This is a genomic window from Mycolicibacterium novocastrense (assembly GCF_001570485.1).
In the GTDB taxonomy this organism is placed as follows: Bacteria; Actinomycetota; Actinomycetes; order Mycobacteriales; family Mycobacteriaceae; genus Mycobacterium; species Mycobacterium novocastrense.
On record NZ_BCTA01000069.1, the window covers coordinates 200,764 to 223,022 of the forward strand.

Below are 22,259 nucleotides of genomic sequence, written 5' to 3' on the forward strand. Positions count from 1 at the left end.
CGGGCTTCGGCTGAGTAGCTTTGTAGCCGTGACTGGGGAGTTGCGGCAGGAGATCCCACCTGAATATCTGTTGTCCCCGCTCGCGCCGGAGCCGCGCACGCTCATCGACATCCTCTACGAGACCGCCGGGCGCTACCCGGAGGCGCCCGCGATCGATGACGGCGACGTCCAGCTGACGTATGCCGAACTGATCACCGACATCGAGGACAGCGTGCGGTGGCTGGCCGCGCGTGGCATCGGCCGCGGCGACCGGATCGGCATCCGGATGCCGTCGGGGAGTTACGCGCTCTACGTCGCGATCCTCGCCGTTTTGGCCACCGGCGCCGCCTATGTTCCCGTGGACGCCGACGATCCCGAGGAGCGGGCCGAGCTGGTGTTCGCCGAAGCCAACGTCGTGGCGGTCATCACCGGAGCCGGGCTGTCGCGCGGGCCGGGGTCCTCCCGGGGGTGGCGGGCCGCGGCGCCGCTGGGCCGGGACGACGCGTGGATCATCTTCACGTCCGGCTCCACCGGCACACCCAAGGGCGTCGCGGTCACCCACCGCAGCGCGGCCGCGTTCGTCGACGCGGAGGCACAGTTGTTCCTGCAGGACAACCCGATCGGGCCCGGTGACCGGGTGCTGGCAGGGCTGTCGGTGGCGTTCGACGCGTCGTGTGAAGAGATGTGGCTGGCCTGGCGCCACGGCGCCTGCCTGGTACCTGCTCCGCGGTCGATGGTGCGCAGCGGTATGGACCTGGGGCCGTGGCTGGTGGCACGCGACATCACGGTGGTCTCGACCGTGCCGACGCTGGCCGCGTTGTGGCCCGCCGAGGCGCTCGAGGCGGTGCGGCTGCTGATCTTCGGGGGCGAGGCGTGCCCGCCGGAGTTGGCCGACCGGCTCGCCGTCGACGGCCGGGAGGTGTGGAACACCTACGGGCCCACCGAGGCGACGGTGGTGGCGTGCGCCGCCCGGTTGTCGGGAGGTGACCCGGTAAGCATCGGGCTGCCGCTGGCCGGGTGGGACCTGGCCGTCGTCGACGCCGAAGGCGAACCGGTGCCGTACGGCGCGGTGGGCGAGCTGGTGATCGGCGGCGTGGGACTGGCCCGCTACCTCGACCCCGACAAGGATTCCGAGAAGTACGCGGCGATGCCGACGCTCGGCTGGAAGCGCGCCTACCGCAGCGGGGACCTGGTGCGGCTGGAGCCCGACGGGCTCTACTTCGTGGGCCGCGCCGACGATCAGGTCAAGGTCGGCGGGCGGCGCATCGAACTCGGCGAGGTCGACACCGCGCTGGTCAATCTTCCTGGGGTGAGCGGCGGCGCGGCCGCGGTCCGCCGCACCGCCGGGGGCACGCCCCTTCTGGTCGGCTACATAGCGAGTGCTGACCCGACGTTCGATCTGGCCAAGGCGCGGGTGTCGCTGGCCGAGACGTTGCCCGCGGCGCTGGTGCCGCGGCTGGTCCTGGTCGACGAACTCCCGACCCGCACCTCCGGCAAGGTCGACCGCGACGCGCTGCCGTGGCCGGTGGACGTCGGTGACGGCGACGGGGCCGGGCTCTCCGGGACGATGGGTTGGCTCGCCGGTCTGTGGCGCGATGTGCTGGCCGCGCCGGTGGACGGGCCAGAAGCCGACTTCTTCGCACTCGGCGGGGGCTCGTTGTCGGCGGCGCAACTGGTTGCCGCCTTGCGGCGGCGCCACCCGCAGGTGACCGTCGCCGACCTGTACGACCACCCACGGCTCGGGTCGCTCGCGGGTTTCCTCGACGAGCTCGATCCGCCGCCGCAGGTACGTCCGCGCACGGTGAGGCCGACGTCGCGCCTGGCGCAGGCCGCGCAGGTGGCGTTGTCGCTGCCGCTGGCCACGTTGACCGGGCTGCAGTGGGTGGTCTGGCTGGCGTTGGCCAACAACGTGCTGGCCGGGTTCGTCCCGTGGACCGCACCGCTGAACTGGTGGTGGGTCGGCGTGGGCTTCGTCCTGTTCGTCACGCCGTTGGGCCGGATGGGTATCGCGGCGCTGTGCGCCCGGCTTCTCCTGGACGGGTTGGCGCCGGGCACCTACCGGCGAGGCGGGCCGGAGCACCTGAGGGTGTGGCTGGCAGAACGTCTCGCCGAGGCAGGTGGCGCCGAAAACCTCGCGGGCGCACCGTGGTTGGTGTACTACGCCCGCGCACTGGGCAACAAGGTCGGCAAGGGCGTGGATCTGCACTCGACCCCACCGGTGACCGGCATGCTCAAGCTCGGCCACCGCAGCTCGGTCGAACCCGAGGTCGACCTGTCCGGCCACTGGGTCGACGGCGACCTCTTCCACGTCGGGCCGATCACCGTCGGCAACGACGCCACGATCGGCGCCCGGACAACCCTGCTGCCCGGCGCCGTCGTCGGCAAGAACGCCGATGTGGCGCCCGGTTCCGGTGTCGTCGGCAAGGTGAAGAACGGTCAGTTCTGGAAGGGCTCACCCGCGGTGAAGTCCGGCAAGGCCCGTCACCCCTGGCCCGAGCACCGCCCGCCCCGGGCGCCGCTGTGGGTAGCCGTCTACGGCGTCACCTCGATCGTTCTGGCAGGGTTGCCGTTGCTCGCGATCGCGGCCGGGCTCGCCGTGATCGGTTACGGTGTGCGCCATACGGATTCGGTGACGGCCGCGATCGCGCCCGCGGCGTTGTGGACTCCGGCGGCGACATTGGTCGCCGCGCTGATGTACGCGGCGTTGACTGTGGTCGGGGTGCGTCTGCTCTCGCTGGGGTTACGCGAGGGGTATCACCCGGTGCGCAGCCGTACGGGATGGCAGATCTGGGCCACCGAACGGCTGATGGACGCCGTGCGCACCTATCTGTTCCCGGTGTATGCGAGCCTGCTCACACCGGTGTGGCTGCGAGCGCTGGGCGCGAAAGTCGGTCGCGGAACCGAGATCTCGACAGCACTGTTCACACCCAAGTTCACCGTCGTCGAGGACGGCGCCTTCCTGGCCGACGACACGATGGTGGCGTCCTACGAATTGGGCGGCGGCTGGATCCATGTCGCGAAGGCGACGATCGGCAAGAGGGCGTTCCTCGGCAACTCCGGTATCACCCAGCCGGGCCGCAAGGTTCCCGACGACGGCCTGGTGGCGGTGCTGTCGGCGGCGCCGCACAAGGCCAAGGCCGGTTCGTCGTGGCTGGGCAGCCCGCCGGTCCGGTTGCGCCGCAAGCCGACCGCCGCGGACGCGCTGCGCACCTTCCACCCGTCTGCGCGGTTGAAGCTGCTGCGCGCTCTGGTCGAGACGTGTCGGATCGTACCGCTGATCGTGACGTTCGGTATCGGGGTGGCGGTGCTGCTCACCCTGCAATGGTTGGCCGTGCAAGCCGGCTGGGGGTGGGCCGCGCTGAGCGCCGGAGCGGTGCTGTTGGTAGCCGGAGTCGTTGCCGGTGCAGCCGCTGTGATCGCGAAATGGCTTGTGGTCGGCCGCATCGAGCCCGGTGAGCATCCGCTGTGGTCACCGTTCGTCTGGCGCAACGAGGTCTACGACACCTTCGTCGAGACCGTCGCCGCCCCGTGGTTCGCCCGTGCGGCCGGCGGCACGCCGGTGATGAACTTGTGGTTGCGGGCGTTGGGCGCCGAGATCGGGCGCGGCGTCTGGTGCGAAACGTACTGGTTGCCCGAGGCCGACCTGGTGACCCTCGGCGAGGGTGCCACCGTCAACCGTGGGTGTGTGGTGCAGACGCATCTGTTCCACGACAGGATCATGCGGATGGACACCGTTGTGCTGGAGCGCGGTTCGACGTTGGGTGCGCACAGCGTCGCGCTGCCCGCGGCCCGCATCGGCGCGGGAGCGACCGTCGGCCCGGCCTCGCTGGTCATGCGCGGCGACGAGGTGCCCGCATCGACCCGCTGGCAGGGCAACCCGATCGCGCCGTGGCACGCGCCGCGCAAGAAGCGCGCAGGCACGTCGGCACCCTCGACCAGAGAAACCGCCGCGTGACGAGAAGCAAGAAGAAGTCGACACCGGTCATCGACCCGTACCTGCCGTCGAGCGGCAACTTCGGTTACCGGGTGTCGCGATACGAACTCGACGTCGAGTACAAGGTCGCGATCAATCGGCTCACGGGGACGGCGACCATCACCGCGGTGACGCTGGCGGCGTTACGCACCTTCACGCTCGACCTCGCCGACACGCTGTCGGTGACGAAGGTGTCCGTCAACGGCGCACGGCCACAACAGTTCCGCACGTCTGGAGGCAAGCTTCACATCGCGTTGCGCGATGCGCTGGCCCCCGGTGCGGCGATGACGATCGTCGTGCGCTACGGCGGCGCCCCCAAGCCGATCCGCACGCTGTGGGGCGATGTCGGTTTCGAGGAACTCAGCGACGGCGCTCTGGTCGCGGGCCAGCCGAACGGTGCGCAGTCCTGGTTTCCCTGCGACGATCACCCGAGCGCGAAGGCGAGCTTCCGTCTGCAGATCACCGCCGAGAGCCCGTACCGGGTGATCGCGAACGGCGAGTTGGTGTCTCGGCGAGCGCGGGCCGGGATGACGACATGGACCTACGAGTTGCCCGAGCCGACCTCGACCTATCTGGTCACGCTACAGATCGGAATGTACGAACGTCATCGGCTGGCCAAGAACGGGGTGGCGATCCACGCGGTGCTTCCGGACCGGTTGCGGGAGAACTTCGAACACGACTTCGCTCATCAACCGCAGATGATGAAGCTGTTCGTCAGGTTGTTCGGCGACTATCCGCTCAGCGAGGGGTACACCGTCCTGGTCACCGACGATGATCTCGAGATACCGCTGGAGGCACAGGGCATTTCGATCTTCGGCGCCAACCACTGCGACGGCAAGGGCGGGTCCGAGCGGTTGATCGCGCACGAACTCGCGCACCAGTGGTTCGGTAACTCGGTGACCGCCAAGCGGTGGCGCCACATCTGGCTGCACGAGGGGTTCGCCTGCTACGCCGAGTGGCTGTGGTCGGAGAACTCCGGCGGCCGCAGCGCCGAACAGTGGGCGCGACACTACTACCAGCGGCTCGCGAACTCGCCACGAGACCTCGTACTGGCCGACCCCGGCCCACGCGACATGTTCGACGACCGGGTGTACAAGCGTGGGGCGATGACGTTGCACGTGCTGCGCCGGCACCTGGGGGACGACAACTTCTTTGCGCTGCTGCGGGACTGGACCGCGCGCTACCGGCACAGCACCGTCGTGACCGACGATTTCACCGGCCTGGCATCGCATTACGCCGACGAATCGCTGCGCCCGCTGTGGGACACCTGGCTGTACTCCCCCCAGTTACCCGAATTGGACGCACCGTGACCGACGCGGGCGCCCCCTTCGATCCGGTCACCGCGAGCGCCGCAGCACCGGCCGGTCCTGCCGCGCGCAGCAGCGTCGGCCGGGTCGGTGTGGCCACCGCCGCGATCGCGGTGTGCGGTTACGCGGTGCTCTACCTGGCCGCCCGCGACCTCGAGCCCGCCGGATTCTCGTTGTTCGCGGTGTTCTGGGGAGCGTTCGGCCTCGTGTCGGGGGCGACCGGCGGGCTGTTGCAGGAGGCCACCAGGGAGGTGCGGTCCGCGGCGCATCTCGGGGTGACGCTGCACCTCGAAGTACGGGAGGGCCCGCGTAGCCGCCCGATGTTAGTGGGCGCTCTCGTGGGGGTGGTCTCGGCCGCCGCGATCGCGCTCAGTTCTCCGCTGTGGTCCGAGCACGTGTTCGTGGAGTCCCGATGGCTTTCGGTGGCGCTGTTGGCCGCCGGGCTCGCCGGATTCTGCTTGCACTCAACGCTGCTCGGTATCTCGGCCGGACTGGACAGATGGACGGCGTACGGATCGCAGATGGTGACCGACGCAGGCCTGCGGCTGCTGGTGGCCACCGTGACATTCCTGGTCGGCTGGGGCCTGGCCGGCTATCTGTGGGCCACGGTGGCCGGTGCGGTGGCGTGGCTGATCATGCTGATCGTCTCGCCCGCCACCCGGCGGGCCGCGGGTCTGTCCACCCCCGTGAGCACCGCGGAGTTCCTGCGGGGCGCATCGCATTCGATCACCGCGGCGGGTGCGTCCGCCGTCCTGGTCATGGGGTTTCCGGTACTGCTGCAGGCGACCTCCGACGATCTCGGCGCGGTGGGCGGCATCGTGATCCTGGCCGTCACGCTGACGCGGGCCCCACTACTGGTTCCGCTGACGTCGATGCAGGGCAACCTGGTGGCCCACTTCGTCGACCAGCGCACGCACCGGTTGCGTGCTCTCGTCGGCCCCGCGGTGATCGTCACCGGTGTGGGACTGCTCGGTGTGCTCGCGGCGTGGACGGCCGGACCGTGGCTGCTGCGCAGCGCATTCGGCGCCGAATACCGTGCCGAGGGCGCACTGCTGGCCTGGTTGACGGCCGGTGCGATCGCGGTGTCACTGCTCACGCTCACCGGTGCCGCGGCGGTGGCGGCGGCGCTGCACCGCGCGTATTCGCTGGGCTGGGTCTCGGCGACCGTCGCGTCGACGTTGCTGCTGCTGTTACCGCTCGATTTGGAGACGCGCACCGTGGTCGCGCTGGTGTGCGGTCCGGTGGTGGGTATCGCCGTGCACCTGTTGGCGCTGTCGCGCAAGCATGCGACGTGACACCGGTTCGGCGCCCGACCCGCCGATCCGTATGCTGGCCCCGTTCTACGGTGAGGAAAAGCGAATGACTTGGCTGGTGACCGGCGGCGCGGGATACATCGGGTCACATGTGGTGCGCGCACTGTCGGACGCCGACATGCCGGTGGTGGTGATCGACGACCTCTCGACCGGCCTCGAGCGGTTCGTCCCGCCGACGGTTCCGTTGGTGCGCGGCACCCTGCTCGACGGTGAACTCGTCTCCCGCACGCTCGAGGAACATCGCGTAAGCGGCGTCATCCACATCGCAGGGTTCAAGTACGCCGGTGTCTCGGTGCAACGTCCGCTTCACACCTACGAGCAGAACGTCTCGGCGATGGTCACGCTTCTCAAGGCGATGGAGGCCGCAGGCGCCGACAAGATGGTGTTCTCCTCCAGCGCAGCCACGTACGGCACCCCGGACGTCGACACCGTCACGGAGCAGACGCCCACTTCGCCGGAATCCCCGTACGGTGTCAGTAAATTGGTGGGCGAGTGGATGATTCGCGATGCCGCACGCGCATCCGGGTTGCGGCATACCAGCCTGCGCTACTTCAATGTCGTCGGATCGGGTTCAGCGGATCTCTTCGACGTCAGCCCCCACAACCTCTTCCCCCTGGTCTTCGACACGCTGTGCCGCGACGAGACGCCGCGCATCAACGGCGCCGATTATCCCACTGCCGACGGCACCTGCGTGCGCGACTACGTCCACGTAACGGACCTCGCACTCGCGCATGTCGCAGCCGCGCGACGGCTTCAAGCCGGTGACCCGATCGAGCCCGTCTACAACCTTGGCAGCGGTAGCGGCACCTCGGTGCGGGAGATCATGACGACGATCCGCGATGTGACCGGTTTCGATTTCGAGCCGGTTGTCGGCCCCCGCCGGCCCGGTGACCCCGCCCGCATCGTCGCATCGGGTGACTTGGCCGCGCGCGACCTCGACTGGCGGATGCGACATTCGCTGGAGGAGATGGTGCGCTCGGCGTGGATCGCTCGCCGGCAAGCAGGGGATGCCTATCCGCGGTAACTTCGCGCCGGGCAACTGGGTCGCGCGCACCGCCGCCGTCCTGATCGTCGTGCAGTTGGCGATCCGGGCGGTGCTGGCATTCGGCGGCTACTTCTACTGGGACGACCTGATCCTGATCGGCCGCGCGGGTACCCAACCGCTGCTCTCGCCGGCATACCTGTTCGACGACCACGACGGCCACGTCATGCCGGCCGCGTTCCTCGTCGCCGGCGGCATCACGCTGTTGGCGCCGCTGAACTGGATCGGGCCGGCGATCAGCCTGGTCGTATTGCAGCTGCTGGTGTCGCTTGCCCTGCTGCGGACACTACACATCATCCTCGGGTGGCGGCCAGTCCTGTTGCTGCCGTTGATATTCGCGTTGTTCACACCGCTGACCGTGCCGGGCTTCGCCTGGTGGGCGGCGGCGCTGAACTCGTTGCCGATGCTGGCGGCGCTGGCATGGGTCTGCGGCGACGCGATCCTTCTGGTGCGCACCGGTGACAGGCGCTACGCGGTGACGGCTCTGCTGGTCTACATCGGTGGTCTGCTGTTCTTCGAGAAGGCGGCCGTCATTCCGTTCGTCGCGTTCGCGGTGACCGCTCTGCTGTTCTATGTGACCGGCGCGGGGTCGGTGAAAGCGGTGTGGCGTAACGGAGTCCGTTTGTGGGTGCCGTCGCTGGCGGTCACGGTGGGATGGGTCGGCGTGTACCTGATCGTGGTCGACCAGAAGCGGTGGAGTCTCGACCTGGCGATGACGTGGGACCTGCTCGCGAGGTCGGTGACGCACGGGATCGTGCCGGGATTGGTGGGCGGCCCGTGGGACTGGCAACGGTGGGCGCCGGCGTCGCCGTGGGCCACCCCGCCCATGATGGTGATGGTGCTGGGCTGGGTGGGCCTGGCCGCGGCGGTCGCGGTGACGGTGGTGCGCAAGCGGCGGATCGCCGCGGTGTGGTTGGTTGCCGCGGGGTATGCGATCGCCTGCCAGATCCCGATCTACCTCATGCGCTCATCGCAGTTCACGGCCCTGGAGTTGGCGCAGACGCTGCGTTACCTGCCCGACCTCGCCATCGTGCTGGCGCTGTTGGCTGCCGTCGGGCTGTGCGCCCCGAACCGCGAGGGGACGCAGTGGTTGGATGCGTCGCGGCCCCGAACAGTGGTGATCTGTTCGCTCACAGCGGCATTCGTGGTGAGCAGCGTGTACTCGACGGCCACGTTCCTGACGGTGTGGCGCGACAACCCGGCACAGGCCTATCTGCAGAACGCGTTGTCGGGTTTGGCCGACGCGAGCCGGAAATCGGATGCCCCAATGCTCGACCAGGAGGTCGACCCGATGGTCCTGCAACGGGTGGTCGGACCCGAGAACCGGGCCAGCCACATGTTCGCGTTGGTGCGCGAGCGTCCCGAATTCTCCGTCGCCACACCCGAATTACGCATGCTCGACCACGCCGGTCGCGTGGTCGACGCGAAGGTCACCTGGGTGCGAACCATCGCGCCCGGCCCGCACCCGGACTGCGGATACCTGGTGCAGCCGGAAGCTCCTGCTCGTATGCCGTTGGACGGTCCGCTGCTGCCCGCGGACTGGACGGCGGAGATCAACTACCTGGCCAACAGCGACGGCTCGATGACGATGTCGCTGTCGGAGGGGCACGAGGTCAAGGTGCCGGTGCGACCGGGCCTGAACCAGGTGTTCGTCCGGCTACCCGGTGCGGGCGACGCGATCGACGTCCGCGCGAACACGGCCGCGTTGTCGGTGTGCATCGCGTCGGGCCCCGTCGGATTCCTGGCACCGAAGTAGCGGTCGGCGTGCCAGGCTGTCGGGATGACAGACATCCGTGAACAAGGCCTCCAAGTCTTCCGCGAACTGCTTCCCGGTGTCCTTCCCGACGGGGACGTCGAACTGCCCACCGACTCCTTCGGCGGCGAGATGCTCGGCCTGGCCATGGACAACGTGTTCGGGCGGCTGTGGACCCGGGACGGCCTGAGCCGTCGCGACCGCAGCCTGCTGACGCTCGGCATCCTGATCGCGCTGCGCGCCGAAGACGAGTTGCGCATTCACGTCCAGATCGCGCGCACCAACGGCCTCACCGACGACGAGATCGCCGAGGTCATCTACCACTGCACCGGTTACACCGGCTTCCCCGCCGCCAACTCGGCAATGAAAGTCGCCAAGGAGGTGTTGCAGCCGACGTGAGCATCGCACCGGTCACCCACCACCGCGTCAACGTCGACGGTGTCGACACCTTCTACCGCCAAGCCGGACCTCCCCACGCGCCGGTCGTCCTGTTGCCGCACGGCTACCCCGCATCGTCATACGTCTACCGCAATCTCATGGCCGCACTGGGCGACCGGTGGCACCTGGTCGCACCCGACCTGCCCGGATTCGGTTACAGCTCAACGCCTTCACCCGATGACTTCGGCTACACTCGACGCCTACGCCGCATTCCTGCGGTCCTTCGTCGACACACTCGAGCTTCGGCGCTACGTCATCTGGCTGCACGACTACGGCTCGCAGTTCGGTTTCCGTCTCGCCCTCGCCGAACCCGAGCGGGTCGCGGGCCTCGTCATCCAGAACGGCGACATCTACGCCGACGCGTTCGGACCGAAGTACGGGTTCCTGCGCGAGCTTTGGGACAACCCCGGGTCCTCATCCCGGCGCCGCATCGCCGAGCACGTGACCCTCGCGGGCTTCGAAAGCGAGTTCCGCGGCGAACTCGCACCCGAAGTGGCCGACCGCATCAGCCCCGACCTGTGGACACTGCACTGGTCGCTGATGAACACTCCGGCCCGGCTGGCCAACCTGATTCATCTGCTCGAGGACCAACCCTCGACGCTCGACTGGTTCGCTGACGAGCAGGCTTATCTGCGCACGCATCGACCGCCGACGCTGATCGTGTGGGGCCCGCATGACGGCTACATGCCCGAGGAGTCGGCGCTGGCCTACCACCGCGACCTGCCCGACGCGCCCCTGCACCTGCTCGACGGCGGGCACTGGTTGCTGGAAACGCACCTCGATGAGGTTGTGCCGCTGGTTCGCGACTTCCTGACCCGCGCGATCGGTGAGGACAGAGCTGGAGCCACCTAGGAGAATCGAACTCCTGACCTGCTCATTACGAGTGAGCCGCTCTGCCGACTGAGCTAAGGTGGCGTGCCCGCGATGAGCGCTTGCGCGAAGAGCAGACGACAGCGACAGGCGGGACGAGTCTACGGCAGGGCTCGCCGACGACCCAACTCAGTCGCGCAGCGCCCGTCCGACCGTCGCGACCATCGCGTCGACCGCGAACTTCGGCTTGACGTTCACGGTCAGCGCCTCGCGGCACTCCAGCACGGCTTCGATGCAGCGCAACAGCTTGTCCGGCGGCGCATGCGCGGCAAGCCTGGCGATCTCCTCGGCCATATCGGGGTGGTTGTGCGCAACGTCGCCCGCGTCGGACGCCACCAGGAGCGCGTCGCGGAAGTACGTCGCCAGATCGATCAACGCGCGGTCCAAAGAATCACGCGACGCGCGGGTCTTGCGCGACTTCTGCCGTCGCTCAAGGGCACTCAAGGCGCCCGCCGCTCCGCGCAGCGAACCGGCCGTCCCTTTTCCGGTGCCACCCGCACCGAGCGCGGTGCGCAGTTCCTCGGTCTCGGCCTCGCTGCGATCCACCGTCAGCGCCAGAGCCTCGTCTTCGGCCGTCTTCACCAACTCCTCGGCGGCGGCGTAGGCGCGCGACGGCGTCGCAGCGTCCCGCGCCAGACCCAACGCCCGCTTTCGACGCTCGCGTGCCGACTCGTCGGTGGCCAGCCGCCGGGCCCGCCCGACATGGCCGCCGCTGACCGAAGCCGCCCACCGCGCATCGGCCTCCGGGAGCCCGTCGCTGTCCATCAGGACCTCCGCGATTGCATCCACGGTCGGGGTCACCAACGCCACGTGCCGGCAGCGCGAGCGCAGCGTGATGGCGATGTCCTCGGGATCCACCGAGGGCGCGCACAGCAGGAAAACCGTCGACGGCGGCGGCTCCTCGACCACCTTGAGCAGGGCGTTCGCGGCTCCCTCCGTCAGCCGGTCGGCATCCTCGATCAACACGACCTGCCAGCGCCCGGTGCCCGGCCGCCGCGAGGCGATCTGAACGATCGTGCGCATATCGTCGACGCCGATCGACAGCCCCTCGGGGATGATCCGGCGCACGTCGGCGTGGGTGCCGGCCATCGTCGTCGTGCAGGCCCGGCATTCACCGCACCCGGGCACACCGTCGGAGGTGCACTGCAGCGCCGCGGCGAAGCACAGCGCCGCCACCGACCGGCCCGAGCCCGGAGGGCCCGTGATCAGCCACGCATGTGTCATGGATCCGATGACCGCACCGCTATGAGCCGCGTCACCACGTGCGGCGCGCGCCGCGGCGACCAACTCGGCCTCAACAGCGTGCTGGCCCACCAGACGCGAGAAAACACCGCCCATCGGAGATAACAGTAGTGCTGCGAACCGACACGTCCGTCTCACAGCACCCGTACCCGTCGCCGATGCCCGATACGGTTGACGCGTGGCCATGGCAGAACGACCGATCGGGCGAATCAGCGCATTCGTCCGATGGGCCGCGCGCACTCCGTGGCCGGTGTTCACGCTGGGCATGGTGCAGGCCGACATCATCGGCGCGCTGCTGGTCCTGAGCTTCCTGAGATTCGGCCTGCCGCCCGAGGACCGCATCCAGCTGCAGGATCTGCCCGCCTTCAACCTGGCGGTCTTCCTCGGCTTCTTGTTCGTGTCGTTCACGATTGCGGCGTACTGGAGCCTGCGGCTGCTGATCCCGGTCATGCGCTGGCAGCGCCGCGACATGCTGTTGGGCGACCGGGACCCGGCCGACACCGAGGTGGCACGCACCCGCGCGTTGAAGATGCCGTTCTACCGGTCGGTGATCAACGTCGCGAACTGGATCCTGGGATCGGTGGTGTTCATCGTCGCGAGCTGGCCGGTGGCCAGCAAGTCGGCGCCGGTGGTGGCCGTCGCCACGGGGCTGGGCGCCACCGCGACCGCGATCATCGGCTACCTGCAGTCCGAACGGGTGCTGCGGCCGGTCGCGGTCGCCGCCCTGCGCGGCGGCGTGCCGGAGAACTTCCGCGCGCCGGGCGTCATCGCGCGTCAGGTGATGACGTGGGTGCTGTCCACCGCGGTCCCGATCATCGCGATCGTGCTGGCCGTGGTCGCCAGCAAGTTCGAGATCCTCACCGCTCCCGCCGACCGGCTGACCACCCCGATCCTGATCCTGTCGATCTCCGCGCTGGTGGTGGGCCTGGCGGGCACCGTGCTGGTGGCGATGTCGATCGCCGACCCCCTGCGCCAGCTGCGCTGGGCGCTCGGCGAGGTGCAGCGGGGCAACTACAACGCCCACATGCAGATCTACGACGCCAGCGAGCTGGGCCTGCTGCAGGCCGGCTTCAACGACATGGTGCGCGACCTGGCCGAACGGCAGCGCCTGCGCGACCTGTTCGGCCGCTACGTCGGCGAGGACGTGGCCCGGCGCGCGCTGGAACGCGGCACCGAACTCGGGGGGCAGGAACGCGACGTCGCGGTGCTGTTCGTCGACCTGGTGGGCTCGACGCAACTGGCCGCGACCATCCCGGCCGCCGAGGTCGTCAACCTGCTCAACGACTTCTTCCGTGTGGTGGTCGACACGGTGAACCGGCACGGCGGCTTCGTCAACAAGTTCCAGGGCGATGCGGCGCTGGCCATCTTCGGCGCACCGATCGAGCACCCCGACGCGTGCGGCGGTGCGCTGGCGGCCTCGCGGGAACTGCACGACGAGCTGATCGAGGTGCTGGGCCAGACGGAGTTCGGTATCGGCGTTTCGGCAGGCCGGGCGATCGCCGGGCACATCGGCGCCCAGGCCCGCTTCGAGTACACCGTGATCGGCGACCCGGTCAACGAAGCGGCACGGCTGACCGAGCTGGCCAAGCTGGAGGAGGGCCACGTCCTGGCCTCGGCAATCGCGGTCAGCGGGGCTCTGGACGCCGAAGCGCTGTGCTGGGACGTCGGCGAGATCGTCGAACTGCGGGGCCGCGTCGCCCCGACGCAGTTGGCGCGCCCGCTGAACCTGCTGGCCTCACCCGAGCGGGCCGACAGCCAGCCTCAGGTGATGTCCGAAGAATCACGCTGAGCGGATCCGTCCGCCACGCCTCAGCTCTTCTTGGCGGCTTTCTTGGCGCCGGCCTTCTTCGCGGTCTTCTTCGCGCCCGCCTTCTTCGTCCGCTTCACCGGGCCGCGCGCACGGCGGTCGGCGAGCAGTTCGGCGGCGCGTTCGTCGGTGATCGACAGGACGTCGTCACCCTTGCGCAGGCTGGCGTTGGTCTCCCCGTCGGTGACATACGGGCCGAACCGGCCGTCCTTGATCACCATCGGCTTGCCGGTCGCCGGATCCTCGCCCAGTTCACGCAACGGCGGGGCCGCGGCCCGCTGACCGCCGCGGCGCTTGGGCTCGGCGTAGATCTTCAAGGCCTCCTCGAGCGTGATGTCGAACATCTGCTCCTCGGTGGCCAACGACCGAGAGTCCGTGCCGCGCTTGAGGTATGGGCCGTAGCGGCCGTTCTGCGCGGTGATCTCCTCACCGGTGTTCGGGTCGACGCCGACGACGCGCGGCAACGACAACAGCCGCAGCGCATCCTCCAGCGTCACCGTCTCCAGATCCATCGAGCGCAACAGCGAACCGGTGCGCGGCTTGGGGCCGGTCGGCTTCTTGCCCTTCTTCGCCGTCGACCCGGCCTCGCCGTCATCGGGCGGTTCGGGCAGAACCTCGGTGACGTAGGGACCGTAACGACCGTCCTTGGCGACGATCTCGTGCCCGGTTTCGGGATCGACGCCGAGCGACCGGCCCTCTTGCGGTGTGGCGAAAAGCTTTTCGGCGAGCTCCAGGGTCAGCTCGTCGGGCGTGAGCTCATCCTTCAGGTTGGCCCGCTGCGGTTTGAGCTCCCCGGGCTCACCGTCTTCGGCGGGAACCATCCGCTCCAGGTACGCACCGTTCTTGCCCACCCGCACATAAATCGGGCGGCCCTGATCGTCGTCGAAAAGCTTGATGGAGTTGATCTGTCGGGCGTCGATCTCCTCGAGGTTCACCCCGACGAGCTTCTTCAGCCCACCGGACCGGGCGATCGAGTCCTCGACGCCGTGATCGCCGCCGAAGTAGAAGTTGTTGAGCCAGTTGGTCCGCCGCTCGTTGCCAGCGGCGATCTCGTCGAGTTCGTCTTCCATCGCCGCGGTGAACCCGTAGTCGACCAGGCGGCCGAAGTGTTGTTCGAGCAGCCCGATCACGGCGAACGCCACCCATGAGGGGACCAGCGCGCTGCCCCGCTTCACGACGTAACCGCGGTCCTGGATGGTCTTGATGATCGACGAGTACGTCGACGGCCTGCCGATGCCGAGGTCCTCGAGGGCCTTGATCAACGAAGCCTCGGTGTAGCGGGCCGGCGGCGCCGTGTTGTGCCCGTCGGCGGTGAGTTCCTTGGCGTCGACGCGCTGGCCCTGCTGAAGATTCGGCAGCCGGCTCTCGGCGTCGTCGGCCTCGCCGCCGGCCTGTTCGTCGATGCTCTCGACATAGGCCTTCAGGAAGCCCGCGAAGGTGATCGTGCGGCCACTGGCGTTGAACACGACCTGCTCACCCGAACTCGCCGTCCCCGAGATCCGCAACGACAGCGTCGTGCCGCGCGCATCTGCCATCTGGGAGGCCACGGTGCGCTGCCAGATCAGCTCGTAGAGCCGGAACTCGTCGGTGTCGAGCTGGCTGTGCAGCTGTCCCGGGGTCGAAAAGACGTCGCCGGCGGGCCGGATGGCCTCGTGCGCCTCCTGGGCGTTCTTCACCTTGCGGGTGTACTGGCGCGGCGTCGGATGCAGATACTCCTCGCCGTAGAGCTGGCGGGCCTGGTTGCGGGCGGCATCAACGGCGCTGGCCGACAAAGTCGTCGAGTCGGTGCGCATATAGGTGATGTAGCCGTTCTCGTAGAGCCGCTGCGCGATGCTCATCGTGCGCTCCGACGAGAACCGCAGCTTGCGGCCCGCCTCCTGCTGCAGCGTCGACGTCATGAACGGCGCGTACGGCCTGCGGGTGTAGGGCTTCTGCTCGACCGAGCTGACCGCCAGCTGTGCTCCGCGCAGACCGCCCGCCAGCGCGGTCGCGGCGGCTTGGTCGAGAACCAGCACCTCGTCGGGCTTTTTGACCTGGCCCAGCGAGTCGAAGTCGCGGCCGGTGGCCACGCGGCGCCCGTCGACCGTGTTGAGCTTGGCGGTGAACGTCGGGGGTGACGCCTGCGGGTCGGAGACACTGGCGTCGAGTTCGGCGGTGACGTCCCAGTACCCCGCGCTGCGGAACGCCATCCGTTCGCGTTCGCGCTGGACGATGATGCGCGTCGCGACCGACTGCACCCGGCCCGCGGACAACTTCGGCGCGACCTTCTTCCACAGCACCGGGCTGACCTCGTAGCCGTACAGCCGGTCCAGGATGCGGCGGGTCTCCTGCGCGTCGACCAGGTCGTTGTCCAAATCGCGCGGGTCCTCGGCGGCGGCGCGGATCGCCGGTTCCGTGATCTCGTGGAACACCATCCGCTTGACGGGGATGCGCGGCTTGAGCGTCTCGAGCAGATGCCAGGCGATCGCCTCGCCCTCGCGGTCGCCGTCCGTGGCCAGGTACAGCTCGTCGACGTTCTTGAGCAGGTCTTTCAGTTCGGCGACCGTGCTCTTCTTCTCGGGGCTGATGATGTAGAGCGGCTCGAAGTTGTGGTCGACGTCCACCCCGAGGCGGGCCCACGGCTCGGATTTGTACTTCGCAGGCACGTCTGCGGCGTTGCGGGGCAGGTCGCGGATGTGCCCCCGGGACGACTCGACGATGTAGTTGGAGCCGAGGTAGCCCGCTATCTTACGCGCCTTGGTAGGCGACTCGACTATGACGAGCCGCCGGACGCTTCCGTTACGGCCGCTGCCGCGGTCCCCATCTGCCACCTTTTACTTACGCTCCACTTCTTCGGTCGCCTACAGCGCAGAATTCCGCATCCGGCGGCGAATCAACCCTGTCGGCAACTGACAATTTCGCACCCCGCGCGAACCGACGCAAACTGACCCCCCTCGCTGCGGCCCTCAGACCCTCGGCCAATCCTGGAACGCCTCCACACTTCCCGGAGGTTCCCCCACGTTCTCTACCAGGCGCGATAGCCGGCGTCGGCCGCTGATCCGCAGAGCCGGCCGCGACCCGCGGGTACCGATCAACGTCGGGGCGATTCCCACCCGCATCATCGCCGACGCCAGCGGCGAATGCGTGTCCGGCGCGTGCGGGTCCAGCCCGAGCAGATAGCGGTCGGCTTCGGGTGTGCCCGCGGCCAGCGTCCAGGCCCGAAGCTCGCGCGGCCCGGGCAGCCAGTTCGGCGGGACGGTCTTCACAGCGCCCCGGGTCCAACCCGCCGCGATCTCGACCAGTCGGACGTCGACCGCCGTGCGCACCAGCGGGGTGTTCTCCTCGGTGCGGGCGATCTCCGGTTCCAGACCGGCCTCGACGATCATCTCGGCGAGCCCCTCGGCCCGCCACTGACGGTCGACGACGACCGACAGCCGCGCACCCTGCTCGGCGCCCGAACCCACCAGGACCACCTGGCCAGGTCCGGCGAGCAGCCCGGTGAGGTCGGCCACCGCGGGGGGCACCGACTCCGCCGAGAAGAACGACAGCTGGCTCACAAATCGACAGTAGGCCAGATATCGGCCTCAGCCGTGGCGGCCGTGCCGTAGCGCGCCGGAATAGCGAACACCCCGCGGCGGCCGGTTCTCGACGCTCGCGGGGTGTTGCCTTTCGATCGTGCTGGTCGCGCTAGACGGCCCGAACACCGGTGGCCTGCGGCCCCTTGGGGCTCTGGCCAACCTCGAACTCGACCTTCTGGTTCTCCTCCAGGGTGCGGAAGCCGCTGCCCTGAATCTCCGTGTAGTGGACAAAAACGTCAGCGGAGCCGTCCTCCGGGGCGATGAAGCCGAAGCCCTTCTCCGCGTTGAACCACTTCACAGTTCCCTGTGGCATTTCCTGTTGTTTCCTTCTCTTTTTCACCGGGTGCGGTCCACCGTGTTTCGGTACACCGGGCCCGTTCCGACCGCTCTCCTTCGTGGAAGCTCGGAACTCAACCCGACCTACAACCCTCGCAGGAACCGCGATCGCAACGTCGTTCCTGCGAGTGCTGATACACGAACACAGAAGCTGCGACCGCGATAAGTCAATCACGTTCATGGCTGCGGCGACAGTCTCGGCGTTTCAAATGGGGAACAATTCGCCTGACGGGGTGTACCGGGAAGGATGATCGATGGCTGATTTCGGCCGCGAGCTGCTCGCGTGCGCGGTCGAAGGCACGGTCGCCGGTGGCCCGAATCCGCTGCGCCACGTGGCCGATATTCCACCGCGGCGGGGCCGCCCGATGAGATGGCCGTGCTGGGCCGATCCAGATGTGGTGCGAGCGTTCGTTGATCGGGGGATCGAGGCCCCGTGGTCACATCAACTCGCCGCCGCCGAACTCGCCCACGGTGGGCGCCATGTGGTGCTGTGCACCGGCACGGCGTCAGGCAAGTCGCTTGCCTATCAGTTGCCGATATTGACAGACCTGAAGGCGAATCCGCGGTCGCGGGCGCTGTATCTGTCACCGACCAAGGCTCTCGGCCATGACCAACTGCGATCGGCGGTGGCGTTGACCGAGGCGCTGGGGCTCTCAGACGTCGCGCCGTGCGCCTACGACGGCGACAGTCACAGCGACGTGCGACGGTTCGCGCGGGAACGGTCGCGCTGGATCTTCTCCAACCCCGACATGATCCATCTGTCACTGCTGCGCAACCACGCCCGCTGGGCCGTGTTCCTGCGCAACCTGAGATACATCGTCGTCGACGAATGCCATTACTATCGCGGCATTTTTGGCTCGAACGTGGCTCTGGTGTTGCGCCGGTTGTTGCGGCTGTGCGCCCGATACTCGCCCGGCGATGGCGTGCCCACCGTGATCTTCGCCAGCGCCACGACGGCCTCGCCGGCGCAGACCGCCTCGGAGTTGATCGGCCAAACGGTCGCCGAGGTCACCGAGGACGGGTCGCCGCAGGGCGCCCGCACCGTGGCGCTGTGGGAGCCTCCGCTGCTCGACGACCTGGTGGGTGAAAACGGGGCTCCGGTAAGGCGTTCGGCGGGAGCCGAAGCGGCCAGCGTGATGGCCGATCTGGTCGCCGAGGGTGCCCGGATGCTGACGTTCGTGCGGTCACGGCGAGGTGCCGAGTTGACCGCATTGGGGGCACGTGCCCGATTGGCCGAAAAGGCACCCGATCTCGCCGATCGGGTGGCTTCGTACCGCGCCGGTTATCTGTCCGAAGACCGCCGCGCGCTCGAACGCGCGCTCGCCGACGGCGACCTGCGGGGGCTGGCGACAACGAACGCGTTGGAATTGGGAGTCGACATCGCCGGTCTGGACGCCGTTGTGCTCGCCGGGTTTCCGGGCACCGTGACGTCGTTCTGGCAACAGGCGGGCCGATCGGGGCGGCGGGGCCAAGGCGCGTTGATCGTGTTGATCGCCCGTGACGATCCGCTCGACACCTACCTGGTGCATCACCCGTCGGCGCTGCTGGACAAGCCGATCGAGCGCGTCGTCATCGATCCGACCAACCCGTATGTGCTTGGCCCCCAACTGCTTTGTGCGGCCGCCGAGCTTCCGCTCACCGATGCCGAGGTGAGGATGTGGAACGCCGAGGACGTTGCCGGCGCGCTCGTCGACGACGGACTGCTGCGGCGACGGGCCAACGGGTACTTCCCCACCCCCGGCATGGATCCGCATCCGGCTGTGGACATCCGGGGATCGTCCGGCGGTCAGATCGCGATCCTGGAGGCCGGCACGGGACGGATGCTCGGCAGCACCGGGGCGGGCCAGGCGCCGGCTTCGGTCCACCCGGGAGCGGTGTATCTGCACCAGGGCGAGACCTATGTCGTCGACTCACTCGACTTCGAAGACGGCGTGGCTTTCGTGCACGCCGACGATCCTGGTTACACCACCTCGGCCCGCGAGATCACCGACATCTCGGTCACCGGACACGGTGAGCGAAAGATGTTCGGCCCGGTCACCGTTGGGCTCGTCCCGGTATCGGTGAGCAATACGGTGACCGGTTATCTGCGCAGGCGCCTGACGGGCGAGGTGATCGACTTCGTCGAACTCGAGATGCCCACCCGCACACTGGAGACGACGGCCGTGATGTGCACGGTCACGCCAGAGGCGTTACAGCACAACGGCATCGATTTGCTGCGGGTCCCCGGTGCGCTTCATGCCGCAGAACACGCCGCGATCGGGCTGCTGCCGTTGGTCGCCAGCTGCGATCGTGGCGACATCGGCGGTGTGTCGACGGCGGTCGGACCCGTGCAGGGGCTGCCGACGATCTTCGTCTACGACGGCTACCCCGGCGGGGCGGGTTTCGCCGACCGCGGCTTTCACCGTCTCACCACGTGGTGGGCCGCTACCGCAGACGCGATCGAGGCGTGCGAATGTCCCGCGGGCTGCCCGTCGTGCGTGCAGTCGCCCAAGTGCGGCAACGGGAACGACCCGCTGGACAAGGAGGGTGCGGTGCGGGTGCTTCGGCTGGTGCTGCGCGAGATATCCGAACGCTCCGGGTGAGGGTCGTGGACCTGGACGATCGACCCCTCGACGATCGCCCGGCAATCTTCTGCGACCGGACCCTCGGGGCCCGATGCTGAGGAAAGCTACCGCCTCCGGTGAGGCCGTCGCAACCGTTGTCCCCAGCACACGCGATCGCGGCTACGCGCGCCGGTAGGGTAGCCCCATGACCCACGACTGGCTGCTCGTGGAGACGCTGGGCAGCGAGCCCGCGGTGGTCGCGCAGGGCCGTCGAACACAGAATTTGATCCCGATCGGTGCATTCCTGCGGCGGAATCCGCATCTGATGGCGGTCCAGACCGCGATCGGCGAGACGGTGCGCGCGCGTCAGGGCTTGAGCAGCATCACCCCGAAGAACGACCGTGTCATCCGCACCGAGGTCGTGCAGATGACCGACGGCCGGATCCACGGCGTACACGTCTGGATCGGGCCGCCCGACATGGAACCGCCGGAGCGGCCGGTGCCCGGACCGCTGGTTTGGGACCTCGAGACCGGCATCGCCACGGCGACCCCGGAATCGCTGGCCAACAGCGGGTGGGAAGCGCCTCAGGAACCGACCCAGAACCGCACGTTCGCCGACGATCTGCCGATGCGTGAGCTCAACCCCAGCGAAGCCAAGGTGTTGACCATGGCGATCAAACGCGAGCCGGGCACCGCCTTCTGCAGCACCTGGGACGTCACCGACCACCGTGGCGAAGCGATCAGCGTCGGCTTCGTGACGCGGACGCTACTGGAATCCGACGACGACGGCCCGGACCGGCTGCTGTGCCGAGCGATGAACTGGCGCAGCGAACGGGAGCAAGAGGTGCAGCAACAGGATCGCCTCGCCCAGCGAATCCTCAACGGGCTGGCCCAACCTGGTGTGCACCGCGCCCTGGTGGACCCGACGAACTGGACCCTGTTGAAGTGGCTCGACGATCCGGCCCCGTTCTTCGACTGGCGGGTGAGCCTGGCCGGCGAACACGCGGTGCATCCCGACGACCGGGCCGAGATGGAGCGGATGGCCGTCGATTTCAGCACCGGCATCGCGTCCGGTGTGCTACGTATGACCGGCGTCGGTGGCCAGGAGTGGGAGCCGGTGCATGTGACGGTCAACCGCGTCGAACTCGACGACGACGTGTATGCCGCGCTCGCAACGCTGCGCCGCCCCAACGCCACCGAGATCGCCGAGGCCGGCCGACCCACTCCCTAGGTGTTGACATCGGCTGGGCCCGCGCGGGCCACTGCACGCGCGGCGCCCACACCGAAGCGACCTAGTGTGACCGGAACCTCAACGGCGACAACGATATCCAGATCGTCGACTTCGCACGCCGCCATCTCGGCCCGCATGGCATCGGCGACCGCGGCCGCCCACGGGCAAGCTTGGCCACCGCCGGCGGCAACCCGGTGGGCGGCGGCCAACGCGCCCAGATCTGCGGCCGCCTGTGCGCGGTGTCGCGCGGTCACCACCACACCCAGGTAAGCGGCGCCGACGGTGACTGCCACCACGATCGCGATCATCGCGGCGGCGATCGGGGTGGCCGAACCCTGTTCAGCCCGAACCCGGTTCCACCGCCGCCACCGCCCGCGCCTCGATTCTGAACCCGGGCAGTATCGGCGACTGCGCGCTGACGGTGGAGACGATGAACTGTCCGTCGCGGCGGGTGACGACGGTGGCTCCCTCGGGTGCGAGGTCGCGTGCGGTAGCGCCACCGTCGTGGCCGCGGGCGGCAAGGCGTGCGGCCTCGCGCGCGGCGTCGACGCACCGGATGTGCATCGATACCGCCGTGAGCCCGCCCAGACACACAACGAGGACCGCGACCAGCGCCGCCACCGCGAACGCCGCTTCGACCGTGGCGCCGCCGCGCTCACCGGTTAGACGTTCGTGTTGAGCGCGCGGCTGATGATGTTGGTCAGCGCGCTGACGATCGAGTCGCCGGTGACGACCGTGTAGAGGATCGCGCCGAACGCCGCGGCCGCGATCGTGCCGATCGCATACTCGACCGTCGACATTCCGTCGTCGGCCGCCACCAGCATCGCCAGCCGCGTATTGAGCGCTCGAATCCTGTTGCCCATCCTCA

General features: G+C 68.6%; 16 protein-coding genes, 1 tRNA gene and 1 pseudogene. 10 read left to right on the plus strand and 8 right to left on the minus strand.

Features of this window, described 5'->3' with window-relative positions; genetic code table 11:
• Positions 1 to 28 precede the first annotated feature (28 nt).
• The 7 genes and pseudogenes from RMCN_RS23250 to RMCN_RS23280 all read left to right on the plus strand — a co-directional run bounded on the left by RMCN_RS23250 (position 29) and on the right by RMCN_RS23280 (position 10,657).
• Positions 29 to 3,934 carry a Pls/PosA family non-ribosomal peptide synthetase gene (locus RMCN_RS23250; protein ID WP_067394136.1) on the plus strand — a complete coding sequence of 1,302 codons (3,906 nt, stop codon included), beginning with the start codon at positions 29 to 31 and terminating at the stop codon, positions 3,932 to 3,934.
• Entirely contained in the window at positions 3,931 to 5,262 is a 1,332-nt protein-coding gene (locus RMCN_RS23255; RefSeq protein ID WP_067394345.1) for a M1 family metallopeptidase, read from the plus strand. The genes RMCN_RS23250 and RMCN_RS23255 overlap by 4 nt, the downstream gene beginning before the upstream one ends.
• Positions 5,259 to 6,554, plus strand: a complete 1,296-nt coding sequence (locus RMCN_RS23260) for a polysaccharide biosynthesis protein (RefSeq protein ID WP_067394138.1) — start codon at positions 5,259 to 5,261, stop codon at positions 6,552 to 6,554. Before RMCN_RS23255 ends, RMCN_RS23260 begins: the two co-directional genes overlap by 4 nt.
• Before the next feature lie 64 nt (positions 6,555 to 6,618).
• Positions 6,619 to 7,596, plus strand: a complete 978-nt coding sequence (gene galE / locus RMCN_RS23265; RefSeq protein ID WP_064416123.1) for a UDP-glucose 4-epimerase GalE — start codon at positions 6,619 to 6,621, stop codon at positions 7,594 to 7,596.
• Entirely contained in the window at positions 7,580 to 9,370 is a 1,791-nt protein-coding gene (locus RMCN_RS23270; RefSeq protein WP_084377672.1) for a hypothetical protein, read from the plus strand. Before galE ends, RMCN_RS23270 begins: the two co-directional genes overlap by 17 nt.
• A gap of 24 nt (positions 9,371 to 9,394) precedes the next feature.
• Positions 9,395 to 9,766 (plus strand): carboxymuconolactone decarboxylase family protein, encoded by a 372-nt coding sequence (locus tag RMCN_RS23275; RefSeq protein WP_064347854.1) that lies wholly within the window; start codon positions 9,395 to 9,397, stop codon positions 9,764 to 9,766.
• A 137-nt stretch (positions 9,767 to 9,903) separates the two neighbouring features.
• Positions 9,904 to 10,657 (plus strand): annotated as a pseudogene (locus RMCN_RS23280) (alpha/beta fold hydrolase).
• On the opposite strand, the gene RMCN_RS23285 reads toward RMCN_RS23280, so the two are convergent.
• A tRNA-Thr gene (locus RMCN_RS23285) sits at positions 10,645 to 10,720 on the minus strand. The pseudogene RMCN_RS23280 and the gene RMCN_RS23285 overlap by 13 nt on opposite strands.
• A gap of 84 nt (positions 10,721 to 10,804) precedes the next feature.
• On the minus strand, positions 10,805 to 12,013 hold the full coding sequence (locus tag RMCN_RS23290; RefSeq protein WP_067394140.1) for a DNA polymerase III subunit delta': 1,209 nt from the start codon (positions 12,011 to 12,013) through the stop codon (positions 10,805 to 10,807).
• A gap of 88 nt (positions 12,014 to 12,101) precedes the next feature.
• On the opposite strand from RMCN_RS23290, the gene RMCN_RS23295 reads away from it, so the two are divergent.
• Complete coding sequence (locus tag RMCN_RS23295; RefSeq protein ID WP_064416125.1) at positions 12,102 to 13,706, plus strand: adenylate/guanylate cyclase domain-containing protein; 1,605 nt, start codon at positions 12,102 to 12,104, stop codon at positions 13,704 to 13,706.
• 20 nt (positions 13,707 to 13,726) lie between these two features.
• On the opposite strand, the gene topA is transcribed toward RMCN_RS23295, so the two are convergent.
• From topA to RMCN_RS23310, 3 genes are all read right to left on the minus strand, one after another.
• Positions 13,727 to 16,534: a type I DNA topoisomerase gene (topA, locus tag RMCN_RS23300; RefSeq protein WP_064415963.1), complete on the minus strand. Its 2,808-nt coding sequence runs from the start codon at positions 16,532 to 16,534 to the stop codon at positions 13,727 to 13,729.
• A gap of 135 nt (positions 16,535 to 16,669) precedes the next feature.
• Positions 16,670 to 17,260: a hypothetical protein gene (locus RMCN_RS23305; protein ID WP_067394142.1), complete on the minus strand. Its 591-nt coding sequence runs from the start codon at positions 17,258 to 17,260 to the stop codon at positions 16,670 to 16,672.
• A 130-nt stretch (positions 17,261 to 17,390) separates the two neighbouring features.
• On the minus strand, positions 17,391 to 17,594 hold the full coding sequence (locus RMCN_RS23310; RefSeq protein WP_006243848.1) for a cold-shock protein: 204 nt from the start codon (positions 17,592 to 17,594) through the stop codon (positions 17,391 to 17,393).
• Between the two features lie 277 nt (positions 17,595 to 17,871).
• Between RMCN_RS23310 and RMCN_RS23315 the strand changes: the two genes are divergently transcribed.
• Both RMCN_RS23315 and RMCN_RS23320 read left to right on the plus strand, forming a co-directional pair.
• Positions 17,872 to 20,199, plus strand: a complete 2,328-nt coding sequence (locus tag RMCN_RS23315) for a DNA 3'-5' helicase SftH (RefSeq protein WP_067394144.1) — start codon at positions 17,872 to 17,874, stop codon at positions 20,197 to 20,199.
• A 166-nt stretch (positions 20,200 to 20,365) separates the two neighbouring features.
• Positions 20,366 to 21,391: a PAS domain-containing protein gene (locus tag RMCN_RS23320; RefSeq protein WP_067394147.1), complete on the plus strand. Its 1,026-nt coding sequence runs from the start codon at positions 20,366 to 20,368 to the stop codon at positions 21,389 to 21,391.
• Here RMCN_RS23320 and RMCN_RS23325 read toward each other — a convergent pair.
• From RMCN_RS23325 to RMCN_RS23335, 3 genes are read right to left on the minus strand one after another with little or no spacing between them, the layout of a single operon-like run.
• Positions 21,388 to 21,687: an Rv3654c family TadE-like protein gene (locus tag RMCN_RS23325; RefSeq protein ID WP_409366069.1), complete on the minus strand. Its 300-nt coding sequence runs from the start codon at positions 21,685 to 21,687 to the stop codon at positions 21,388 to 21,390. The two genes, RMCN_RS23320 and RMCN_RS23325, sit on opposite strands and share 4 nt — an antisense overlap.
• A 43-nt stretch (positions 21,688 to 21,730) precedes the next feature.
• The gene (locus tag RMCN_RS23330) at positions 21,731 to 22,012 is read right to left on the minus strand and encodes a TadE family type IV pilus minor pilin (RefSeq protein ID WP_084377674.1); all 282 of its coding nucleotides are present in this window, start codon (positions 22,010 to 22,012) and stop codon (positions 21,731 to 21,733) included.
• Between the two features lie 41 nt (positions 22,013 to 22,053).
• Entirely contained in the window at positions 22,054 to 22,254 is a 201-nt protein-coding gene (locus RMCN_RS23335; RefSeq protein WP_067394354.1) for a DUF4244 domain-containing protein, read from the minus strand.
• Between the last annotated feature and the right edge of the window lie 5 nt (positions 22,255 to 22,259).

Coding starts and splice junctions, on each gene's coding strand:
- RMCN_RS23320 (WP_067394147.1), top strand. CDS start 20,366: ATGACCCACGACTGGCTGCTCGTGGAGACGCTGGGCAGCGAGCCCGCG.
- RMCN_RS23275 (WP_064347854.1), top strand. CDS start 9,395: ATGACAGACATCCGTGAACAAGGCCTCCAAGTCTTCCGCGAACTGCTT.
- RMCN_RS23270 (WP_084377672.1), top strand. CDS start 7,580: ATGCCTATCCGCGGTAACTTCGCGCCGGGCAACTGGGTCGCGCGCACC.
- RMCN_RS23315 (WP_067394144.1), top strand. CDS start 17,872: ATGGCTGATTTCGGCCGCGAGCTGCTCGCGTGCGCGGTCGAAGGCACG.
- RMCN_RS23335 (WP_067394354.1), bottom strand. CDS start 22,254: ATGGGCAACAGGATTCGAGCGCTCAATACGCGGCTGGCGATGCTGGTG.
- RMCN_RS23290 (WP_067394140.1), bottom strand. CDS start 12,013: ATGGGCGGTGTTTTCTCGCGTCTGGTGGGCCAGCACGCTGTTGAGGCC.
- RMCN_RS23310 (WP_006243848.1), bottom strand. CDS start 17,594: ATGCCACAGGGAACTGTGAAGTGGTTCAACGCGGAGAAGGGCTTCGGC.
- RMCN_RS23295 (WP_064416125.1), top strand. CDS start 12,102: ATGGCAGAACGACCGATCGGGCGAATCAGCGCATTCGTCCGATGGGCC.
- galE (WP_064416123.1), top strand. CDS start 6,619: ATGACTTGGCTGGTGACCGGCGGCGCGGGATACATCGGGTCACATGTG.